Origin of the sequence: Virgibacillus pantothenticus (genome assembly GCF_018075365.1) — a bacterium.
Classification (GTDB): Bacteria; Bacillota; Bacilli; order Bacillales; family Amphibacillaceae; genus Virgibacillus; species Virgibacillus pantothenticus.
The window spans coordinates 4,540,186-4,559,908 of the sequence record NZ_CP073011.1; the positions used below are offsets into that span (position 1 = coordinate 4,540,186).

The following is a 19,723-nucleotide window of genomic DNA, read 5'->3' on the forward strand; positions in this document are numbered from 1 at the left end:
GAGAGAATTGGGAGAAAACGGCGCCTAAATGCAAGGACCTTAGGTCACACCCTTGTGATGCTCACCATCCATAATAAATAGAAGAAAAACTCCTACTAAATGAAGTTTTAATCATATGCCTTCTAATTACGTACATTGGATGGAAAATAGCGATTTTTCAATCGGGTTGAAACCACTTCGAGAATAATCGCAATCAATAAGATAGCATACGTGATAAACCCAACTTCTCGAAGATCAAAGTAAAATCCCGATGCCATAAACAGTTCAAAGCCGATACCACCTGCACCAGCAGCAGCTCCCATAGCTACAGCTACTGAGAAGTTAATCTCAAAGCGCAGGAATGTCCAGGATAATAAATATGTAAACGTAGAAGGTAGTATACCGTGTGTGACAACATGCCACCAGCTCGATCCTGTTGCTTTTAATGCTTCCAAGATCCCCTTATCTACTTCTTCAAAAGCCTCTGAAAAAGCTTTTACTAAATACGCAATGGAATGAAACAGCATTCCTAATACGGCAGCTTCACTCCCTAGTCCAGCAGCAATAGCGAAGATGAGTACCCATAATACGGTCGGAACTGCACGGATAAATGCTACAATGACGCGGACGATCTTTGTAATCCATTCCTTTGTTAAATTGGTCGCAGCCATTAATGCTAAGAAAAAGGCAATTACGGATCCAATTACAGTAGCTAATACAGCTAGTCCGAGGGTCACACCAACTTGGTACAATGCTTCAGCCCAAGTAAAATGATTTAGTGCTGGTTGAAAAAACATCACTTTTAAATTTTGTCCTGTTTCTATGATCGCGGACCATAGCTCAAGCCCTGTGTAATCAAAGAACATAAATGCCGCGATAGTTAAAACAACAAACAGAACAAGCGTCCAACGAATGACCCGCTCTGACTTGCTCCCCGCCTTGATCGATATCCGTCCATTTTTCTTGCGTTTTATATACGTTGGTTTCATTACTGTTTCCATTACATAATCACCTTCCGTATATAGTTTGAAATTAATTCAATGATGATTACCGCAATAACAATACTGAAGGTGACGAGCGCAACCGCATTATAGTTCATTGATTTATAATACATATCAAATGTATACCCAATGCCTGTCCCTGTTAAAATGCCTACTAGTGTTGCACTGCGGATATTCGTTTCAATCATAAATAAAATCCAGCTAATCATTTGCGGTAAACTCTGGGGTAACACTGCTTTATTTACAATATGAAAATACGTTGCTCCTGTAGCAGTCAGCGCCTCAACAGCGCTATGACTTGCTTCATCAATGGACTCAATAAACGCCCTTGTTAAAAATCCGACCGTTCCTACAAATAAAGCTAAATAGCCAGTTATTGAATTTTGCCCAAAGGAGAGTAACAAAATCAACGCCCAAGCAACGACTGGAATATTACGTGATACGGATGCAATAAAGCGAGCAAACGTACTTAAAAAGCCATTGACACTCGTCGTTTTCGATCCCATTAAGCTTAGAAAAATAGAAACTACTGCAGCCGTTGTCGTTGCCGCAATGGACATAAAAATGGTCTCATTTAACTTTCCTAAAATTGTTGGCAGCTTTTCTAGCGATTCTTGCGTAATAAGTAAATGAGAGAACATCCATCCAATCGCCGCCGGAAACGCTGCTAAGCCGTCAATGAAGTTAAAATTCGTTATTGCTGCAGATAAATACGTAATTGCAATGATAATGGACAGAGCAATCGTCGTTTGCCATTTGCGTTTTTGCATCACCTTTTCACTCACGTTAATTTCTCCTCACACTGTAATTAATTCTCGCACTTGCGTACCATAAATACGATTAATTTTATCCTCTGTCAGTTGATAATTTGAACCATCAAATACGACTTCCCCTTGATTCAAACCGATAATTCGGTCGGAATATTGCTGCGCTACTTCCACTTGATGTAAATTGACTAGACAAGTTATCCCTAATTCAGAAGTGATAGACTTTAAATGATCCATAATGATCTTCGAAGAATTGGGATCAAGTGAGGCAATCGGTTCATCACAGAGGACGAGCTTTGGATCTTGAATAAGTGCACGAGCAATACCCACTCTTTGCTGCTGTCCACCGCTCAACTGATCACAACGTTTATAAGCATGCTCTTCGATGCCAAGCTTACGAAGCAGATAAAAAGCTTGCTCTTTTTCTGCTTCCGTAAATCTGCTTAGCACACCTTGCAAAGTAGACTTATAACCAAAACGTCCATGGAGCACATTTTCAATAACTGTTAAACGTGGAACCAAATTATAATGCTGAAACACCATGCCGATATTCGTGCGCAGCTGTCGTAATGCACGCTTTTTCATACTAGTTACTTGTGCGTTATCAAAAATAACTTCCCCACTACTAATCGAGACCATTCGATTAATGCAGCGTAATAGTGTAGATTTTCCTGCACCAGATGGACCAATAATGGAAACAAACTCTCCAGCCTCGACGTTAAAAGAAATATCTTTTAATACTTTTGTTTCGTTATCGTACGATTTACTAAGTCCTGCAATTTGTAACAGTGCCATGGGTAGGCTCCCTCCTATATAATGAAACTTCATCAACTTGGTTTTCTTTCCCACTGATTGAAGTAGAACAAAGGCTAAAAACGCAGGCATCCTGGAAAAAAGAAGAACACTTTTTCCACGTGTCACGCCTCACGTGAGCAACATCTTACGGACCCAATGAATTGGGTGTTTAAGTGTCGTTACTACCGCTTTGACTTCTTTGTTTCGACTTTCAGCCTTCAAGCGGTAGTTTTAAGACACTTACATATGGGATGAATCTGCCTGTAGAGTATCCCGATTGGATTAGATATACTCTACATGGCTATTTGATTACTGAAGCTCACGGATTGGATCAAACCACTTGTCCTCTGCTGGCGCAAATCGTTCTTTGTCCGTTTTAAAGAATAATGCTGATTCTCCTGAGTCTTCTGGTACAAAAATTCCTTCATTATTAGCAACTTCATCTGCACTTAATGCTTCTTGCAATTTTTTAAAGTCTTCTTCACCTAATGTATCCATGTTTGCTGCAAATGGCGCATTAAGGACAGGTGTCACACTCATTAACGTAAATTCTTTTCCAGCTACTTTATTAAATGGCTGCGCAGCATCGTCTTTTACTTTGTAAACAGACCCCTCTTTATTTTCTTCGCCTTCAGCAACTTCTACATAGTTTTCCACACATGTATCACAGAATGCCGCTACATCCGCATTCCCATCCAGTAAATTAACTGCCGAACCTTGGTGGGAGTTCCCAAAAAGTACTTGAGAAAAAAGCGGTCCACCTTCCATTAAGTCTTCTTCGGTTAAGTCTTTATACTCCTCTTGTTCTGTAAAGTGCGCAAGAATGCTTGCTGAAGGTACTTTAAAGCCAGAAGTCGAGCTGTTGGAAACGAACGAAAATTTCTTATCCGCTATCGTATCCAATGAATATTCCCCATCTTTTTTATAGTTTTCCTGATCATCCACATTTACCGCAAGCCAGCTGTGATAAACGGCATCATCTAACGTACCAGATGGGCCAGTTGGAACAACAATTGGCTGAATGGCATCGTTGCTTTTATTTGCTTCGATGTATCCTTGTGCACCCATAAACGCCACGTCTGCGTTATTATTTACTAATGTCTCAATTGCAATCGCATAATCTGTTGTTAGATGGTGCTCTACTTTTTTTCCAGTAGCGTCAGCGATGACCCTTCCAATCTCATCACGAGAGGATTTCAAATCTTCCCCAGATTCGTTTGGATACCAAACAACATCAATCACATCATCTACTTCTGCTTCTTCTTTTTCACTACTAGCATTTCCTTTTGAACATCCTACCGCAAATACAGCTAATAAAAGCAAAACACCAAATTTAATTAACGTCTTCTTCATGATAACGCTCCTTCATTCATAGATTATTTGATAGCATAGACACTTAGAATGGAAGTTCTTTATAAATTATTGCGTAAGCGAGCATTCCCTCCTTATGACGAGCTAGCCTGCTTTCCCTCTACTATTAAAACACAACTTAACTGAATAAGGTTTATATTTACAACATTTTTACATTTAATTTAGTAACTTTACACTCCCTAAATATAATTAAAAATTCAATTTACAAATGTAGATGTCAGAAAGACTTGGTATCCCAAATCTGTATGCCGAAAGCTGTAGTTTTTCTTATACTATAAACCTTGAAAATCTTATAATATCCTATAGTACAAAAAGGAAGGACTTGTAATAGCACCTATCTCTACTGGAGCGCCAAAACTGCCATGATAGTCACTTCCTCCCGTCATTACTAACTCGTACTGCTTAGCTAATGCTTCTACACGTTGATGATCTTCTGTCGTATGATCAGGATGATTTCTTTCAATCCCTCCTAAACCAACCTCCACAAGTTCCGAAATGATATCATACGAATTAAGCTGGCCAGGATGGGCAACAACAGCAATACCACCATCTGCAACAATTGCCTCTACCGCAAGAAAAGCGTCAACGTATTCTATATCACCTGCGGCTGGGCCTTCTCCTTTAAACAACTTACGGTACAGCTCTTGATAAGTAGAGGAAGCGTAGGGCGCTAACGTGATTTGCTGCATAACATGCTGCTTATAAATTGTTTCGCTTGGACGTGCCGCTTTAATCACCGCTTGCGGGTCAATAGAATAGCCATGCTGATTAAGCTGTTTGATTTGCCATAGCGTATGGGCTTGTCGCCTGCTTCGGACCGTTTGGCAGATTGCTGCTATATTTTTTGCCTCCGGGTGATAATCATATCCAAGTACATGTACCTTTCGATTACGTTTAAAATCATAAGCAGAAATTTCAATGCCTGGGATCACTTCAATACCATAATTTTTCCCTAAAGCTTGTTTTTCTTTAAGACCATCTATGCTATCGTGATCAACAAAGCTGATTTGTGTCACTCCGCGTTGTTTCGCTTGTGCTAGTACCATCTCTACATGATCGGAACCATCCGAATACGTGCTATGCACATGAAGATCAGCTTTCATGAATAACGCCTTCTTTAACAGCTTTATCTGGGCTGAATTGCATATCAAAGACGTGATCACATAAGCCATCCATAAATTCTATATCATGAAAAATACCAACTAATGTCGTTCCACTTGCTTTCAGCTTTTCAATAATCTCACGTACCTTTATTTTCGATTGCTGGTCCAAGCTGGCTGTTGGTTCGTCAAGTAATAGAAGTCGTGGTTTTTTGACAGTAGCCATGGCGATATTTAACCGCAGCTTTTCTCCACCGGAAAAAGTATTCGGGTAATTATCCCAAAGCTTCTGATCCAATTCAAAATGTGTTAAAGCCTTCTCTGCTTCCAATTTTGCATCTGCTTCTGTTGCTCCCATTTCCAACAATGCTTTCTCAACAAGCTCCCGCGATGTTGTCCGAGGCATCACATTTAAAAATTGCGATACATAACCGATTTCGTGCTTTCGTAAATAAAGGATTTCCCGTTCTGTTGCATGGGTTAAATCAATTAACCCATAACGTGCAGAATCATAAATAATGCTTCCTGTATCTGGACGGTACGTACGATAAATACTTTTTAAGATCGTTGATTTACCACTGCCGCTTTTACCGACAACACCAAGAAATTCTCCTTGCTCTAATGAAAAATGAATATGTTCAACTGCTTGCCTCGTTTTGCCCAAGTGATGAATGGTAAATCGTTTGCCAAAGTCTTTTACTTGCAGCATTGCCATTTAATGGTACCTCCCTTTCATTCGTTCATACGGTAATTCGTTGTTGTCATTAATACACCGTTTACCATCGTTGCAGTTAACATGGGATAACCGTCATCCATTCGCTCAATAACAATCATATCTGCTTTTTTTCCTGGCTTTATCGATCCTATTTCATCATCCATTCGTACAGCTCTGGCTGGATTAAGGGTTACTTTCATAAACATGTCATGTAAATCATTTCCGTGCGTTTCACTTAAGGAAAAAATAGCGTGTAGCAAAGCTGCTGGATAATAATCACTACATAAAATATCAATACAATCTTCTCTTATTGCTTCGGCTGCTGATAAATTCCCTGAATGAGATCCTCCGAGTAATACGTTAGGTGCACCGGCTATCGTCTTCAGTCCAAGCTCTTTTGCTTTTTTGGCAATCTCCAGTGTGATTGGGAACTCACTAATCGTCGTTCCGAAAGATTTTACGAGATGAAGCTTATCTATATTGTCATCATCATGAGAGGCTACTGCTATTCCTTTGGCTATCGCTAGCTCAGCAACTTCTTGTATGCGTTCAATGGTCATGCATTCTACGTTTTGCCGTTCCAAAATAATCGTCTGTACAGCCTCATCAGATAAATCACGGTAACCTAACAATGTTTCCCGATACACTTCTAAATCTCGATATTGCCCCTGACCAGGTGTATGGTCCATAAATGATAATAAATGTACCTTATCTGCTTCAATATTACGGATTAACTGGTCGACTTCTGCAATATTGTCGATTTCAAAGCGAGCATGTAATCGATGGCGAATTAAATGTAATTCATGATGTGTATTCGCAATCGCATCGACCATCCGCTGTACGTGTTTCGGCTGCCGAATCGGTTTATGGTCAAAAGCGTCCTCGCGATAAAACGATAACGAGTGAAACATCGTTGTAATCCCGTGACCAATTAATATTTTTTCAGCTTCTCTTAAGCTAATATTAAAATCCATCATACTCGTTGGGCGTGGTGAAGCCACCGTCTCAATATAGTCTGAATGGATATCGATAAAGCCTGGAGAAATATAGCCACCGTTGGCATTCATTCTTTTAGCCTCTGGATAGCTATCGATTTCTGTTTCTCGAATAATTGCTTGAATAGTCTCCCCCTTTACAAGGACAGCGTGACCTTCAAGTATCGTTTCTTCTGTAATCACTTTTCCATTATGAATAACATACACAGTACGTGCCCCTCCTATAATAACGAGTAAACTAAGCGTTGCGTATAAGCATGTTGTGGATCTTCTAAGATTTGATCCGTTAAACCTTCTTCGATTACGGAACCGTTTAGCATTACCATCGTTCGATCCGCTAACATGCGAATAACTGCCAGATCGTGGGAAACTACGATCATACTAATGCCCCATTCCCGTTGAATTTCCTTAATTAAATCCAGCACATTTGCCTGAACAGACAAGTCTAACCCTGTTGTAACCTCATCCAAAAATAAAATCGGTGGATTATTCGACAAGGCCTTTGCAATTTGCACCCGCTGTTGCATTCCACCAGAGAAATTTTGTGGTTCCTCCTTTGATCGAAACAGTGGTATTTGCACATGCTCAAGCAGTTGATGTCCTGTTCTTTCCATAGAAGCTACGTTTCGGTTACCAGCTGCAATAAGCTTTTCGGCAATATTTCCCATGGAAGAAAAATTCATCTTCAGTCCGTTTACCGGATTTTGATAAACCATCCCATATTTGTGATTGCGAATATATCGTTTTTTCTGTTGTGACAGTTTAAATACATTTTGACCATTTAATTCTCCGTTATGGATATAAGCCTCACCAGAAGTAACGGAAGCATCAAAATAAAGACATTGCATCATCGTTGATTTTCCACTGCCGCTTTCGCCAACAATTCCTAATATCTCTCCTGGAAATAAATCCAGCGAAACATCCTGACACGCGTAAACTGTTCCACAAGTTGGGCAATAATTTTTCTCCAACTGTCGCTTCCCTTTATCGCGGCAATGGACACATCCTCTTCCAAACTGTTTATTTAAGTTGCGTACACGCAATATAGGCTCTTCACGCATGATGATGTTCCACCTCCACTTGCTCTTGGCTGTTCAATCTATCTATACAGTAGCTGGTATCGTTACACTGATAATAAGCTATGCCTGTTGCTTCATCAACGAGTTCATCAAGGAAAACATCTGTTGCACCACATAAATGACATGCATGACCTGCAAATGTTTCCACTGCAAATGGATAGTCTTCAAATGCAAGGGATGTGACATCTGTATAAGGCGGAACAGCGTAAATTTTCTTTTCTCGGCCTGCTCCGAGTAATGTCAATGCTTTGGATATATGCATTTTCGGATTATCAAATCTTGGAATTGGACTTGGTGCCATGACATAACGACCATTTACGTATACTGGATGATCCGCACCTGTCGCTGTTTTCCCGTATTTCATAATTTGTTCAAATAACAAGAGCCAAGCTCCACTATATTCTTCTTCAGCATGCAAGCGTTTTGTTACATATTCGCTTGCTTCTACATCACGTAATGGCTCAGGTGTTGGAACCTGTAACACTAAAATTTGCTCCTCTGTTAGCGGGACCTCTGGAATTCGGTGTCTGGATTGAATTAAGGAAGCTGCTTCTGTATGATCGGTTACTTCAACTCCCGTTGTTTGCTGCACGAGCTTTTTAATGCTAACAGCGTTCACCGATTCATCGGCACCTTGATCAATGACTTTTAACGTATCTTCTTTGCCGATTAATGATAAGGTAAGCTGCAAGCCTCCTGTTCCCCACCCTCTTGCAATCGGCATTTCTCTGGAAGCGAATGGAACCTGATAGCCTGGAATTGCTACTGCCTTCAATGTCGTCCGACGAATTTCCTTCTTAGACCCTTCATCAAAAAACGCAAAATGAGTCGTATTATTCATAGTTCTCCCCCTTTCTTTTTACTTCACGAACACTATCCAATTTGGACTGGAATGTAACATAGTGTGGGAGTTTCAGATGCGATATAAAGCCGGTTGCTTCCACCGAATCAATATGCAGCAAAACAAACTCTTCATCATGCGTTGGAAAGCTAGCCTCTGGATGCTCTAAACATTGATCTAAAATGCTCATCGCAATTGCTTTTGTTTCATTTTGCCCATAACATACGCCATAGCCAATCTCAAAATCTAATTCTTCCTCGTTTTGTTCGTTTTTAACAGAGACAGGAACAAACGACTCGACTTCCGAAACTTTAATTTCTCCAATATAGTAGCTGTCTTCTTCCGTTTGGTTCGGTTCGTTTGGATGACCAACATAAATTGGTAGCTTTCCAACACGGACCTCACCAACCGTCGGGTGAACTTGACCGTACCCTCGTAAAGAAGCATAGCCAAGTGCTGTCACTGCTCCTGTTTGCCCACGCGTTAACGTCTGTAATCTAGCACTTCTGGAAGCTGGAAAGGAAAGATTTTCTTTCGTAATATCTGTTGGGCTCGTATTATCCGGTTCATGCGCTACAAATAAGCCTTCTTCTCGCAAATAATCGACTACTTTTGGAAAATAAACCACTTCCCCTGATGTAGCCACTTCATGCTCCATCTGCTCCATAAACTGTTTAATCCACTGCTCATTTTCTGATCGTGTTTCTGAAACCAATGAAAAGTCGAGTAAACGATGCGTGTAATCCGTAGTAGATCCTAATATTTGACCACCAGGAATATCCTTAAAGCTTGCAGATATACGACGTTCTACTAGCATCGACTCGGACTCCACGATATTGCTATAATAAAGTCTTGGTAACGTAGAACGGTGTGCCCGCATAATGAATACTGCCTCTTCCATGCTCCCTTCCGCCTGCTTTATAGCTAGTGCAGCTAGAAATGGCGAATATAGGCTACTTTCAGACATAACTTGGTCCACAAGTGCACGCATCGTAGCCATAATGGTTTTAACTTCAATGATTTCTCTTTCTTTTAAACGATCATATGTTAATCGATTAATGGACGCCTCAATTGCCTTCGTTCCACCTTTGACAGCTACATAGCCCATTTACTCCACCTCCCGTACAGAAACGTTCGTTGTTCTAGGCACACAGGCAACTTGCAAACTATCATCCGTTAGCATAAGGTCTATTCCTAACGGATATTCTTGTACTGCTTCGCTCCTAGCTTGCCAAACGCTTGGCGATAAACTGGTATGTAAATCAATATGGCTCTCAATCCCTGGACCGGTGAGTCGTAGCTGAGTCTGATTAGATAGGAGAACACTGCTTTCCATTACCCATGTGGAAGAATGCTGCGGATCAATCAGGTTTCCCTTTTCGCAGGCTGCCATCCCTTCAATAATTGAAGCATCTGTAGCATCCTTTAACACAATAATAAAATCTGCTTTTTCTACAGGTGCATGCTTTGCCAACGTATAAGCGGCGATCTTTTCTTCTACTAACTGATTATTCTCCGTAATTACATGAAACGATACTTCTCCGTCCAATAATGTCATTGCAATCAGTAACGTCGTATTGTAACACGCAACCTCATAATTAAATCGTTCTGCAAATTCTTCTAAATTAGCTATCTTCCCTGGACGAGCCATGCTGTCCAATACTTTTCGATACACCTTTTGTAAATCATGAACTAGATCTATAGGCATACAATCTCTCTCCTGATCTTATATTTTAAGAAGCTGTCTAATTTCTTCCTTAGTTTCGTTTATTAACTAGCAAATATTTCAACTGATTAAAAACAGTACCGCTGTACAAGTCTTAATATGTGAAGCACTTAAACATCCATAGTTTCAAAGCTTACCTTTGTTTCCATTAGCTCTGCTTGCTGCTTTGCTCGTTTATGATGTATGTCTGCTTCAGCTTCTAATAAGACATCTGCCCAAGCTAATGTTTCTGGTAATTGTGCATTGTAGGCAGCATCAATAATAGCTAAATTTGTTGCTAAATCATCTTGCATTCCTTGCACTACACCAATGCCAATCTGCTCATTAATTTCCACTTTTGCTTCCGTAACAAGCATTTCACCAATATAGAATAAGGATTTTTTTGCGCTTTCCCGCATCTTTACCATCGTTAATCCATATTGCGGGGCTACAATTTCCTTGTAGGTGTATGTCTGCTTAATTTGATATGCCAAGCTTTTTGCCAAATCGGTATTCGCTTGAACAAGAATCTCTGTTCTTCTCCGTCGTTTCATGCATACATCCTCCTTTACAACTCATAGTAACTTGTTGCCAAGTTGCTGTGTTTTAAAATATCGTAAAGTCTTTGTAAATAACTATTTATAATTCAAAGAAAAGAACGGAATAACCTTAAAGAGATAGTTTTTTGTAATGGATTGGTTACAACTGGAGACAAGTTTACATAAAAAACTATTATTTGAGGATACACATTGTTAATACACTAACAAAGCCTGAAAAGTTTTAGAATGAACAAAGGTGCGGGGCGCCCGTTTAGCAACGTAGCGAATGGAACGAATCAACTGAGATAAAGGAATCACGGTGAGGCGACGAACCGATGATGACTTATCGTAGGGCGATTCGTGAAGTCGCCTAGTTGCTGGGCGGTGGAGCTGGACGTGACTATTCGGTTATTTCATTATCCATAAGCACCTAAGTTTATACTTTCTTATTCTTGAACAAAGGTGCGGGGCGCCCGTTTAGCAACATAGCGAATGGAACGAATCAACTTAAGATAAAGTGAACCTTCAATCAGCGGGGTTTTCTTCCAGCCCCGCTGATTGTTAGTCGAACGAATCGGGAATTTAGGTGCTGTTACCTCCCACTTCGACTTGTTTAGCTCACATCTTCCATTCTTGAAGTGGGAGTCTACAACGCCTTTTTACGGGATAAAGGAATCATGCCACTAAAACAGTGGTTGCCGACGTCTGGACGGCAAGCCCGTTTTTAGTCGGCCTTCCTCTTAGCGACGAACCGATGATGCCTTATCGTAGGGTTGATTCGTGAAGTCGCATCGTTGTTGGGCTCATGAGCCGATCGTGGCTATGCGGTTATTTCATCCTCACGCACCTAATTTTATACTTGCTTATCTTTTAAAAAAACGCTAGTGCATAACACACTAACGCCTTTTTATCATTACTTGTTAATGAAGTGATTTTTCATCTACTTGCAATCCCTTTTTAATGATTTTGTTCTGCTTGATCCCATAGGTAACACCATATTCCGGCAAAAATAAACGACTATGATCTGGGACGAGTCGTTCTGGATAAAAGCTATGCAGTGGAATGAATGTAGATGGCTTTAATCTTTCCAATACATACTTTAAATGTTGCGGTGCAGCATGCCCGCTTGTTCCAACATCATAACGGGGAATCCCTTGTTTATGAAGGAAATCAATTAATCGCTGATAGTTAGGATCATAATCACCAAGTGGCATACCGTTTGCATGTAAGTAAACGCTATTTTCGCAATTTAAATCTAATAATTCAAGTGCGTTTTCATAGCTAATTTGTAATAAAAATTGATTGGGATGAAGGTTTACCAGATCTTTGTCTACAGTTTCATAAAGTGCCAATAGCTGCTCCATCCAAATTGGTAATGTACTGTTCTCCCTTTGCTGCTTTACGTCCGCAGATTGATATACAGAAAAATCAGTTCCCTTTAAAAATCGACTAGCAATATAAGCAGTTTCCAATTCAAAAATCAGCTTTCGGTTCGACACTTTCGCTACCTGAATTAGCGCTTCTAATCGTTCGATATTACGATGATATATATTAAAAAACGCTAATCCATCTGTTTGCTTACAAATCTCTAGCATTCTATTAACTATTTCCGCTTCTCGTAACATATTTTTTGGTAGAGAAGGGTCTGCCACGAGTGGTTGTTTCATATCTTCAACACTATGCAATGTTGTGCCTTCCATAATTAAAACATCAAGTCCGCGACTTCTAACATACTCCACAGCAGCCTCAATCATATTTGGGTGATTGCCATGCAACCGAAAATCTCCAGTATAAAAAAGCGCAACATCTGGTGTCTCTATATAAAATCCGCAAGCACCAATAACATCATGATCCACCGCAATTGGCGTAATTGCTATGTGCCCCACATAAAACGTTGCCCCATATGTACAAGCTCGAAAATTGGGAGTATACCCCGGTACTGCCTCTCCTACTACTTCTAAAGTTTCATATAACTTTAATGAATCATCTGTTACATATATTGGAATATCCGGATCTATCATCCCAGCTCCTCCCATATGATCTAAGTGCATATGGGAAACAAGTACAACAGTTTCACGCTCATCCTGCTCTTTTGCCAAGAGGTTTATTCCTTGTATATCTTCTCCTCGATATATACCATCAATAGCTGGTAAGATACCTAAAGCAAGATAATCAGCTACTTGCTTACTCTTTCTAACTCTAACGTCTCCGTCTAAAATATTGGAACCAGAACTGAAAATAAAACCAAAGTCAAAAACAATTCTAGCTTTCTCGTATTCAATTGAAATGATCGTTCCTCCAATTGTCCGTAATCCTCCCCAAAAACGGATTTCCGTATTACCATTATCCATTCTTCATCTCACCTATCTTTCAAATGTCAAGAAGGAGTCATGACCAGACCCCTTCCGCAAAATCACTATACTACCACTTATTTATTCGCCTTATCCACTGCATTTTGAGCATCTTTTTGGATATCCTTTAATCCATCTTCCACTGTCTTCTCTTGTAATAAAACAGCCTGAATTTCTTTATCTAGTACTTCTTGAATACCAGATTTACCTTTTATATTTGGGTCATAATAACCAGCATCAAACTGTGAAGCTGCTACTCCAAATTCTGGGTTTTCTTGAATATACTGCTTCCATTCGTCTGTATTTAAAGCTGAATCACGTACAGGTACATAGCCTGTTGATTTCGCCCAATACACTGTTTGTTCTTTACTTGTTAAAAATTTCATATATTCCCAAGCTGCTAGTTTCTCTTCTTCTGAAGCAGAGTTAAACATCGTTAAATTCGTGCCTTGGAATGCCGTTGCAGCTTCCTTCCCCTTTGGAAGTGGTGCTACAGACCAATTGATCTTACTTTCAGCTTCCGCTCCTACAAAGGATATTCCTGCTGAAGAACCAACATACATTGCTACATCCCCACGACCAAACGGTCCAGACATATAACCATCTTCTCCGGCAAGGCGAGCATGTCCTGCCGCAACCATACCGTTTAGAAATTCAAGAGCCGTTTTCGCCTCCGGTGTATCGAAAGTAACCTTATTTTCTTCTGCATCAATTGTCTTTCCACCTGTTTGGCGAACATATGTTGGGAAAGATAAACCGATAGAGTTCTCAAAACCTAATCCGACAATAGATGTACCATCTTTTTCTGTTGTCAATTTCTCAGCAGCTTGTTTATACTCTTCCCATGTTGTTGGAACTTCTAGATCGTTATCAGCAAGCATATCTTCATTATAATAAAGCACTTCTGTACTCTTATTGAATGGAACACCATACATTTTATCCTCCCACGTATTTGCTTTACGGAAAACTTCGACGATATCATTTAATTCATCTTCCGACCAGCCATGCTTCTCATGTTCAATGTACGGCGTAAGATCTGCAATCAAATCATTGTCAATATACTGTGTCATCCAATCTTCATATGCCTGTGTCATTACTGGTGCATCACCAGCTTTAGCGGAAGCCATTAATTTCTGGGATAAATCACCATATGATCCTTGGCTAACTAATGTAACTTCAATATTTTCCTGTGACTGATTAAATTCATCTGTGATTGTTTTTAATGTTTCTTCCAGTCCACCTGTCATTGCATGCCAAAACTCAATTTCTACAGGTTCTTCCAAACTATCTGGAATAGAAGTTGCTGTTGCTTTTTCTGCCTCTTTATCTTCTTTCTGTTTCTCTTCATTCCCACATGCAGCCAGTACCATGATTTGCATAGTAATCACTAAAAACATAATAATCTTTTTCATACCATACCCTCCAATAATAGATGTATTCATATATGGTTAACCTTCTTTTTTTACAAAGAAGTAAAATTAAAAAGTCTTCAGCTATCCTTTTACGCCCGCTTTTGCTACCCCTTCAATGATGTACTTTTGTAAAATAATATATAAGATAATCATTGGCAAAATAATCATCGTTGAAGCTGCCATCAATAGCTCATAAACCGTCCCTGTCTCTGTGCTAAAAGCCGTTAAACCGACAGGAAGTGTACGCATTTCCTCCGAATTCGTAACAATTAACGGCCATAGAAACGCATTCCAGCTTCCAATCGCTTTTAACAAAGTAATCGTAATTAGGGCCGGCTTTGCAAGTGGCACCATAATTGTCCACAAAAATTTAAAGTCATTGCAGCCATCAATTTTAGACGCATAAGCAAGCTCTTCAGGAATACTTAAGAAAAACTGCCGCAATAGAAAGATAGAAAATATGCTCGCAATCCAAGGGACAATTAATGCTTCATACTGGTCAATCCAGCCCAGATGCACAAGCGTTACAAAATTTGGTGTCAATAGCACTTCTCCTGGAACCATCATCGTCCCGAGCAACACCGCAAAAACAATATTTTTCCCATAAAAATTAATGCGCGAAAAAGCATAGGCAGCTAAAATGGTTGTAATTAATTCTCCAAGTGTGCTAAGCACCAACACAACAATACTGTTGAAGGCATAACGTGCAAATGGCGCAACTTCAAAAGCTTTGGCATAATTCTCCCATTGAATATCGGTTGGAATCCATTTTGGCGGCATAATCATAACCTCATTTGCCGACTTTAATGATGTACTAATCATCCAAGCAAATGGAAGGAGCATGAGGATAGCACCGAGCGTTAATAAAATGTAAATAAACCCTTTTGACATTGCCTCTTTTTTCACCATACAATCTACTCCTTCCTTGCTAATAATTAACCTTTTTCTTCCCAACATACAGCTGAATTAAAGTGAAAACGAAGATGACTAGAAAAAGCATATATGCTGCAGCAGAAGCTACTCCAAAGTCCCAATCCTGATAAAAACGATTAAAAATATAATAAACAATGGTTTGTGCGCTTCCCGCTGGACCAGGCTGACCACCAAATAAAGCAAAAACCTCATCAAACACTTTAAATGCATTTATAATGGAAACAATCGAAATAAAAAATGTTGTCGGCGAAATAAGTGGAACTGTAACATTTTTGAATCTTTCCCATTTAGAAGCACCATCAATCTGGGCAGCTAGATAGTATTGTTTACTGACATTCTGTAAGCCCGCTAAAAAAATAATGATGTTATAGCCCAGCCCTTTCCACACCGCCAATATGATTAATGATGGCATCGCCCATTGTGGATCCGTTAGCCATTCAATCGCATTTATTCCAAAAAAGCCTAAAAAATAATTTAAAACACCGTATTCCGTATGAAAAATCCATCGCCATACAATGGATACGGCAACAACAGATGTAACAAATGGAATAAAATAGATAGTTCGAAATAATCCTCGTAACCGAATACTTTGATTTAACATAATCGCTATACCTAAAGATAATACAATTGAAATTGGCACAACACCTAGGACATAAATAAACGTGTTAGACATGGACTCCCAAAATGCTTCATCTGTAAAAATATACGTATAATTATCCAAGCCACGTTCGTAAACCGTGTCTTCAAAATAATCGTAATCTGTATAAAAGCTCATAAAGAATGATTTAACAATTGGATATAAGTTAAATACACCGATAATGAGAAGAGCAGGTAACAAATACAAACCTGCTTTTAATGTTTTTTCCCATGTTGGTTTCTCATTCAGCATGTCACCCTCTCCTTCAGTGCTGAATGAATAGGCTCGTCCATCAGCAAGCTTTCTCCAGTATCCGCATGAAATAAATGACAATATCCAGGCCGGATACCTAGCGTAACTTTTTTTCCAATCGTAACTTCTGTATCTGGTGATACAATAGCCCTTATCTTCCGTTTACCAACTTGTATATTTAACAGATTGTCTCTGCCAATCCGCTCTACCATCATTGTTTCTCCTGTGATCCCCCCTTGTTCATTTTCTGACTGTACAAATAAGTCCTCAGGTCTTACTCCAACAATAACTTGTTCCTGTGGTTCAACTTCATGCGTTACTTGCTTAGTAATCGCTATTCGCTGATCTGTGTCTTCTAATCTCACGAATTGTTTATTTGTTTCTAATACAGCAGGTAATTGATTCATAGGCGGATTGCCTAAAAACCGACCTACAAATTCATTCTGTGGATATTCGTAAATTTCTCTCGCATCACTATACTGTTGATATTTACCATCTTTTATTAATAAAATTTTATCGGATATACTGAGGGCCTCTTCTTGATCATGTGTTACGAAAACCGTAGTAATCCCTATCGTTTGTTGTATACGCCTAATCTCTTCACGCATTTCTAAACGAAGTCTAGCATCCAGATTAGATAATGGTTCATCTAATAACAACAATTTAGGTTTTTTCACAAGCGCTCTTGCGATTGCAACGCGTTGCTGCTGACCTCCCGATAACTGGCTGGGTTTTCTTTCTAAAAGATGCCCTATTTGCACAAGCTCAGCCATCGCTATCGCACTTTCTCTTGCCTCTTTTTTAGCTACTTTGGCCATTTTCAATGGAAACATAATATTTTTTAAAACCGTCATATGTGGATAAAGTGCATAATTTTGGAATACCATGCCAATTTGTCGTTTCTCTGGCGACACTTTATTCATCAACTGTTCACCAAAATATAATTCACCTGAAGTCGGTTGATATAGCCCTGCTAACATGAACAAGGTGGTACTTTTCCCACAACCACTAGGTCCAAGTAAGGAAACTAAACTCCCTTCTTCAATAGTTACAGATAAGCGATCTACGGCTGTCACCTCTGCAAATTGCATCGAAATATTGTTCAAAGTAATATTCACTGCAAATCCTCCGTTTACGTATTTTTATCTGATTATTCAGAACTATTTTATCGACAATATGTACATTTTTCTAGCTTTTTTTATAAATATGAGGTATGTTTAAATGTTACACAGTATTCACTAAAATCATTATGTAGTAGTCTTAGTGAAAAAGCAATATGAAAACCACTTAATTTACATAAAATTAACAATTTTAACTCTATTCTAATAATTAATGCGGATATAACCTCAATATTTCTAAACGAACCGGTGTTTAGGTACTGTTATTTCCACTTAGACTTAGTGCAGGACAAGTTTTGTCACCAACCCTTGAAATCGGAGTCTTTACAATAGCTTATATGCAAGATAAAGCCTAAAATCTTATACTTTCCTATAGTGGAACAAAGGCGCGGGGCGCACGTTTAGCAACGTAGCGAATGGAACGAATGGAACGAATCAACTAAAGATAAAGGAATCATGCCACTAAAAACAGGGGTATGCCGACGCCTGAGCGGCGAGCCCGGTTTTAGTCGGCCTTCCCCTTAACGACGAACCGATGATGACTTATCGTAGGGTGCATTTCTAAAGTCGCCTAGTTGCTGGGCTCATGCGCCGGACGTGGCTATTCGGTTATTTCGTTACTCATAAGCACCTCATTTTATGCTTTCTTATCTTACAAAAAAATCGGAAAGGTCCAGATAGACCTCACCGACTTCCTTCTGACGTAATATCATATTTGAATTTATCACTTCGATACAGTATTTTCGTATATTCCAGTACTTTCTTAGTCTTTCTATCAATACAGTCCGTTTCCAGCACGATGAGAGGAACCATGCTACTACATGATAACAGCTCCTGTTCATAAGAAGTGGGAAACGTAATACTTAATAAGGAATGCTTACTCGCAAATTCCTCATAACCGAATTGGCGATAATAAGCAAACATGGATAATATTTGCGACCCTTCGTGAGCTATATTCGGAAACCGATCCTGATCTACAAACGACTGGTGAATCGCTATAGGTTCATCATCAATTAATCGCAGGCGACCAATTTTATAAATCGCTGCTTCTCGATTTGCCTGTAGCGTATCGTAAATTTTACTATCATAATTAATTTTGTTACAGTACATATTTTTGGTTGTCAAACGGTATCCTGCTCGTTTCATTTTATCAGTAAAACTGCTATTTCCTGTTAAGTGCAACTGAATTGGCTTGGATGTCTCCTTTAAAAAGCGCCCTTTCCCTTGTACTGAATAAATATAGCCACGTGCTTCTAGGGTTGTTAAAGCTTTTCTAGCAGTAATACGCGGCACTTTATGCTGATCTGCCAGCTTGTTTTCTGAGGGAATCTTTTCACCAGGTTTCATCGCTTTCGTAATGATTTTCTCCATTATATCGTCAATAATTTGCATTTCCTTATCTACAGGCATCCAGATACCTCCTTACTAACCTTGTGGATGTTTAAGATTAAACTGGGCACTATACATAAGAATTTGACTATCTAACAATCTTAGTGTGCTTGTCTTGATACGTAGTACATCTACCTTGGTCAAATGATTTTTCTATGGCACAACGTCCATTATCCTTTATATTTGAAAAAAAGAGCGTTTTTACTGTGAAGGAATGACAAATAGCCAAGCTACCTATCTCCCGTTCAAAAAAGAAAATTCATGAAGTCTCAAACAGCTTTTTATTGTTACATTATCAGCGATTGTTACGAACGGTTTTTTAGTAAGTATATCACAGAAAATACAAAAGATACGATGAAGCAAAGAAGTTTACCATCTCTCGCTTGGTTGCACAGCCAGATATGGTTATAAACGGTTTACAGAACACCGAAAATCAAGTCGCCGTCTAAACAACATGCGCCTGGGAAACTACCCTTTTTTACCAGATTTCCTTTTACTTCTAACACGCGTTTTCTCATGCAATGCTCAATCAATACAGCTTTTTTACAGCAGAACAAAGGCGCGGGGCGCCCGTTTAGCAACGTAGCGAATGGAACGAATCAACTAAAGATTTAGGAATCATGCTACTAAAAACAGGGGTATGCCGACGCCTGAGCGACAAGCCCGGTTTTAGTCGGCCTCCCTCTTAGTGACGAACCGATGATGACTTATCGTAGGGCGATTCGTGAAGTCGCCTAGTTGCTG

18 protein-coding genes are annotated in these 19,723 nt (G+C 39.4%); all 18 read right to left on the reverse strand.

The window, feature by feature from the left end:
• Nucleotides 1–122 precede the first annotated feature (122 nt).
• Nucleotides 123–980 (reverse strand): ABC transporter permease subunit, encoded by an 858-nt coding sequence (locus tag KBP50_RS20980; RefSeq protein WP_050350755.1) that lies wholly within the window; start codon nt 978–980, stop codon nt 123–125.
• Complete coding sequence (locus KBP50_RS20985) at nt 980–1,765, reverse strand: PhnE/PtxC family ABC transporter permease (protein WP_050350754.1); 786 nt, start codon at nt 1,763–1,765, stop codon at nt 980–982. Before KBP50_RS20985 ends, KBP50_RS20980 begins: the two co-directional genes overlap by 1 nt.
• 12 nt (nt 1,766–1,777) lie before the next feature.
• Nucleotides 1,778–2,542, reverse strand: coding sequence for a phosphonate ABC transporter ATP-binding protein (phnC, locus tag KBP50_RS20990; protein WP_050350753.1), 765 nt, complete (start codon nt 2,540–2,542; stop codon nt 1,778–1,780).
• Between the two features lie 309 nt (nt 2,543–2,851).
• The gene (locus tag KBP50_RS20995; protein ID WP_050350752.1) at nt 2,852–3,895 is read right to left on the reverse strand and encodes a PhnD/SsuA/transferrin family substrate-binding protein; all 1,044 of its coding nucleotides are present in this window, start codon (nt 3,893–3,895) and stop codon (nt 2,852–2,854) included.
• A 308-nt stretch (nt 3,896–4,203) separates the two neighbouring features.
• Entirely contained in the window at nt 4,204–5,016 is an 813-nt protein-coding gene (locus KBP50_RS21000) for a PHP domain-containing protein (RefSeq protein WP_050350751.1), read from the reverse strand.
• Nucleotides 5,006–5,728, reverse strand: coding sequence for a phosphonate C-P lyase system protein PhnL (gene phnL / locus KBP50_RS21005; protein WP_050350750.1), 723 nt, complete (start codon nt 5,726–5,728; stop codon nt 5,006–5,008). The genes KBP50_RS21000 and phnL overlap by 11 nt, the downstream gene beginning before the upstream one ends.
• A 17-nt stretch (nt 5,729–5,745) precedes the next feature.
• The gene (gene phnM / locus KBP50_RS21010; protein ID WP_050350749.1) at nt 5,746–6,930 is read right to left on the reverse strand and encodes a phosphonate metabolism protein PhnM; all 1,185 of its coding nucleotides are present in this window, start codon (nt 6,928–6,930) and stop codon (nt 5,746–5,748) included.
• 14 nt (nt 6,931–6,944) lie between these two features.
• Entirely contained in the window at nt 6,945–7,784 is an 840-nt protein-coding gene (locus tag KBP50_RS21015; protein WP_050350748.1) for an ATP-binding cassette domain-containing protein, read from the reverse strand.
• The gene (locus KBP50_RS21020) at nt 7,777–8,643 is read right to left on the reverse strand and encodes an alpha-D-ribose 1-methylphosphonate 5-phosphate C-P-lyase PhnJ (protein WP_050350747.1); all 867 of its coding nucleotides are present in this window, start codon (nt 8,641–8,643) and stop codon (nt 7,777–7,779) included. The genes KBP50_RS21015 and KBP50_RS21020 overlap by 8 nt, the downstream gene beginning before the upstream one ends.
• A complete protein-coding gene (locus KBP50_RS21025; RefSeq protein ID WP_050350746.1) occupies nt 8,636–9,751 on the reverse strand; it encodes a carbon-phosphorus lyase complex subunit PhnI in 1,116 nt (371 codons plus the stop codon). Before KBP50_RS21025 ends, KBP50_RS21020 begins: the two co-directional genes overlap by 8 nt.
• Nucleotides 9,752–10,351, reverse strand: coding sequence for a phosphonate C-P lyase system protein PhnH (gene phnH / locus KBP50_RS21030; protein ID WP_050350745.1), 600 nt, complete (start codon nt 10,349–10,351; stop codon nt 9,752–9,754).
• Between the two features lie 128 nt (nt 10,352–10,479).
• Nucleotides 10,480–10,902 (reverse strand): phosphonate C-P lyase system protein PhnG, encoded by a 423-nt coding sequence (gene phnG / locus KBP50_RS21035; RefSeq protein ID WP_050350744.1) that lies wholly within the window; start codon nt 10,900–10,902, stop codon nt 10,480–10,482.
• Nucleotides 10,903–11,807: 905 nt separating this feature from the next.
• Nucleotides 11,808–13,238: an MBL fold metallo-hydrolase gene (locus KBP50_RS21040; RefSeq protein WP_050350743.1), complete on the reverse strand. Its 1,431-nt coding sequence runs from the start codon at nt 13,236–13,238 to the stop codon at nt 11,808–11,810.
• Nucleotides 13,239–13,315: 77 nt separating this feature from the next.
• The gene (locus tag KBP50_RS21045) at nt 13,316–14,650 is read right to left on the reverse strand and encodes an ABC transporter substrate-binding protein (RefSeq protein ID WP_050351156.1); all 1,335 of its coding nucleotides are present in this window, start codon (nt 14,648–14,650) and stop codon (nt 13,316–13,318) included.
• Nucleotides 14,651–14,731: 81 nt separating this feature from the next.
• Complete coding sequence (locus KBP50_RS21050) at nt 14,732–15,559, reverse strand: carbohydrate ABC transporter permease (protein ID WP_050350742.1); 828 nt, start codon at nt 15,557–15,559, stop codon at nt 14,732–14,734.
• A 19-nt stretch (nt 15,560–15,578) separates the two neighbouring features.
• The gene (locus KBP50_RS21055) at nt 15,579–16,472 is read right to left on the reverse strand and encodes a carbohydrate ABC transporter permease (RefSeq protein WP_050350741.1); all 894 of its coding nucleotides are present in this window, start codon (nt 16,470–16,472) and stop codon (nt 15,579–15,581) included.
• Nucleotides 16,466–17,590 (reverse strand): ABC transporter ATP-binding protein, encoded by a 1,125-nt coding sequence (locus KBP50_RS21060; protein ID WP_050350740.1) that lies wholly within the window; start codon nt 17,588–17,590, stop codon nt 16,466–16,468. The genes KBP50_RS21055 and KBP50_RS21060 overlap by 7 nt, the downstream gene beginning before the upstream one ends.
• 684 nt (nt 17,591–18,274) lie before the next feature.
• Nucleotides 18,275–19,000 (reverse strand): GntR family transcriptional regulator, encoded by a 726-nt coding sequence (locus KBP50_RS21065; RefSeq protein WP_050350739.1) that lies wholly within the window; start codon nt 18,998–19,000, stop codon nt 18,275–18,277.
• Between the last annotated feature and the right edge of the window lie 723 nt (nt 19,001–19,723).

Excerpts from the sequence above, each read along its gene's own strand:
- KBP50_RS21015 (WP_050350748.1), bottom strand. The coding sequence starts at position 7,784 with ATGCGTGAAGAGCCTATATTGCGTGTACGCAACTTAAATAAACAGTTT.
- KBP50_RS21050 (WP_050350742.1), bottom strand. The coding sequence starts at position 15,559 with ATGGTGAAAAAAGAGGCAATGTCAAAAGGGTTTATTTACATTTTATTA.
- KBP50_RS20980 (WP_050350755.1), bottom strand. The coding sequence starts at position 980 with ATGGAAACAGTAATGAAACCAACGTATATAAAACGCAAGAAAAATGGA.
- phnC (WP_050350753.1), bottom strand. The coding sequence starts at position 2,542 with ATGGCACTGTTACAAATTGCAGGACTTAGTAAATCGTACGATAACGAA.
- KBP50_RS21020 (WP_050350747.1), bottom strand. The coding sequence starts at position 8,643 with ATGAATAATACGACTCATTTTGCGTTTTTTGATGAAGGGTCTAAGAAG.
- phnL (WP_050350750.1), bottom strand. The coding sequence starts at position 5,728 with ATGGCAATGCTGCAAGTAAAAGACTTTGGCAAACGATTTACCATTCAT.
- KBP50_RS21055 (WP_050350741.1), bottom strand. The coding sequence starts at position 16,472 with ATGCTGAATGAGAAACCAACATGGGAAAAAACATTAAAAGCAGGTTTG.
- KBP50_RS21000 (WP_050350751.1), bottom strand. The coding sequence starts at position 5,016 with ATGAAAGCTGATCTTCATGTGCATAGCACGTATTCGGATGGTTCCGAT.
- KBP50_RS21045 (WP_050351156.1), bottom strand. The coding sequence starts at position 14,650 with ATGAAAAAGATTATTATGTTTTTAGTGATTACTATGCAAATCATGGTA.
- phnG (WP_050350744.1), bottom strand. The coding sequence starts at position 10,902 with ATGAAACGACGGAGAAGAACAGAGATTCTTGTTCAAGCGAATACCGAT.
- KBP50_RS21040 (WP_050350743.1), bottom strand. The coding sequence starts at position 13,238 with ATGGATAATGGTAATACGGAAATCCGTTTTTGGGGAGGATTACGGACA.
- phnH (WP_050350745.1), bottom strand. The coding sequence starts at position 10,351 with ATGCCTATAGATCTAGTTCATGATTTACAAAAGGTGTATCGAAAAGTA.
- KBP50_RS21065 (WP_050350739.1), bottom strand. The coding sequence starts at position 19,000 with ATGCCTGTAGATAAGGAAATGCAAATTATTGACGATATAATGGAGAAA.
- KBP50_RS21025 (WP_050350746.1), bottom strand. The coding sequence starts at position 9,751 with ATGGGCTATGTAGCTGTCAAAGGTGGAACGAAGGCAATTGAGGCGTCC.
- KBP50_RS20995 (WP_050350752.1), bottom strand. The coding sequence starts at position 3,895 with ATGAAGAAGACGTTAATTAAATTTGGTGTTTTGCTTTTATTAGCTGTA.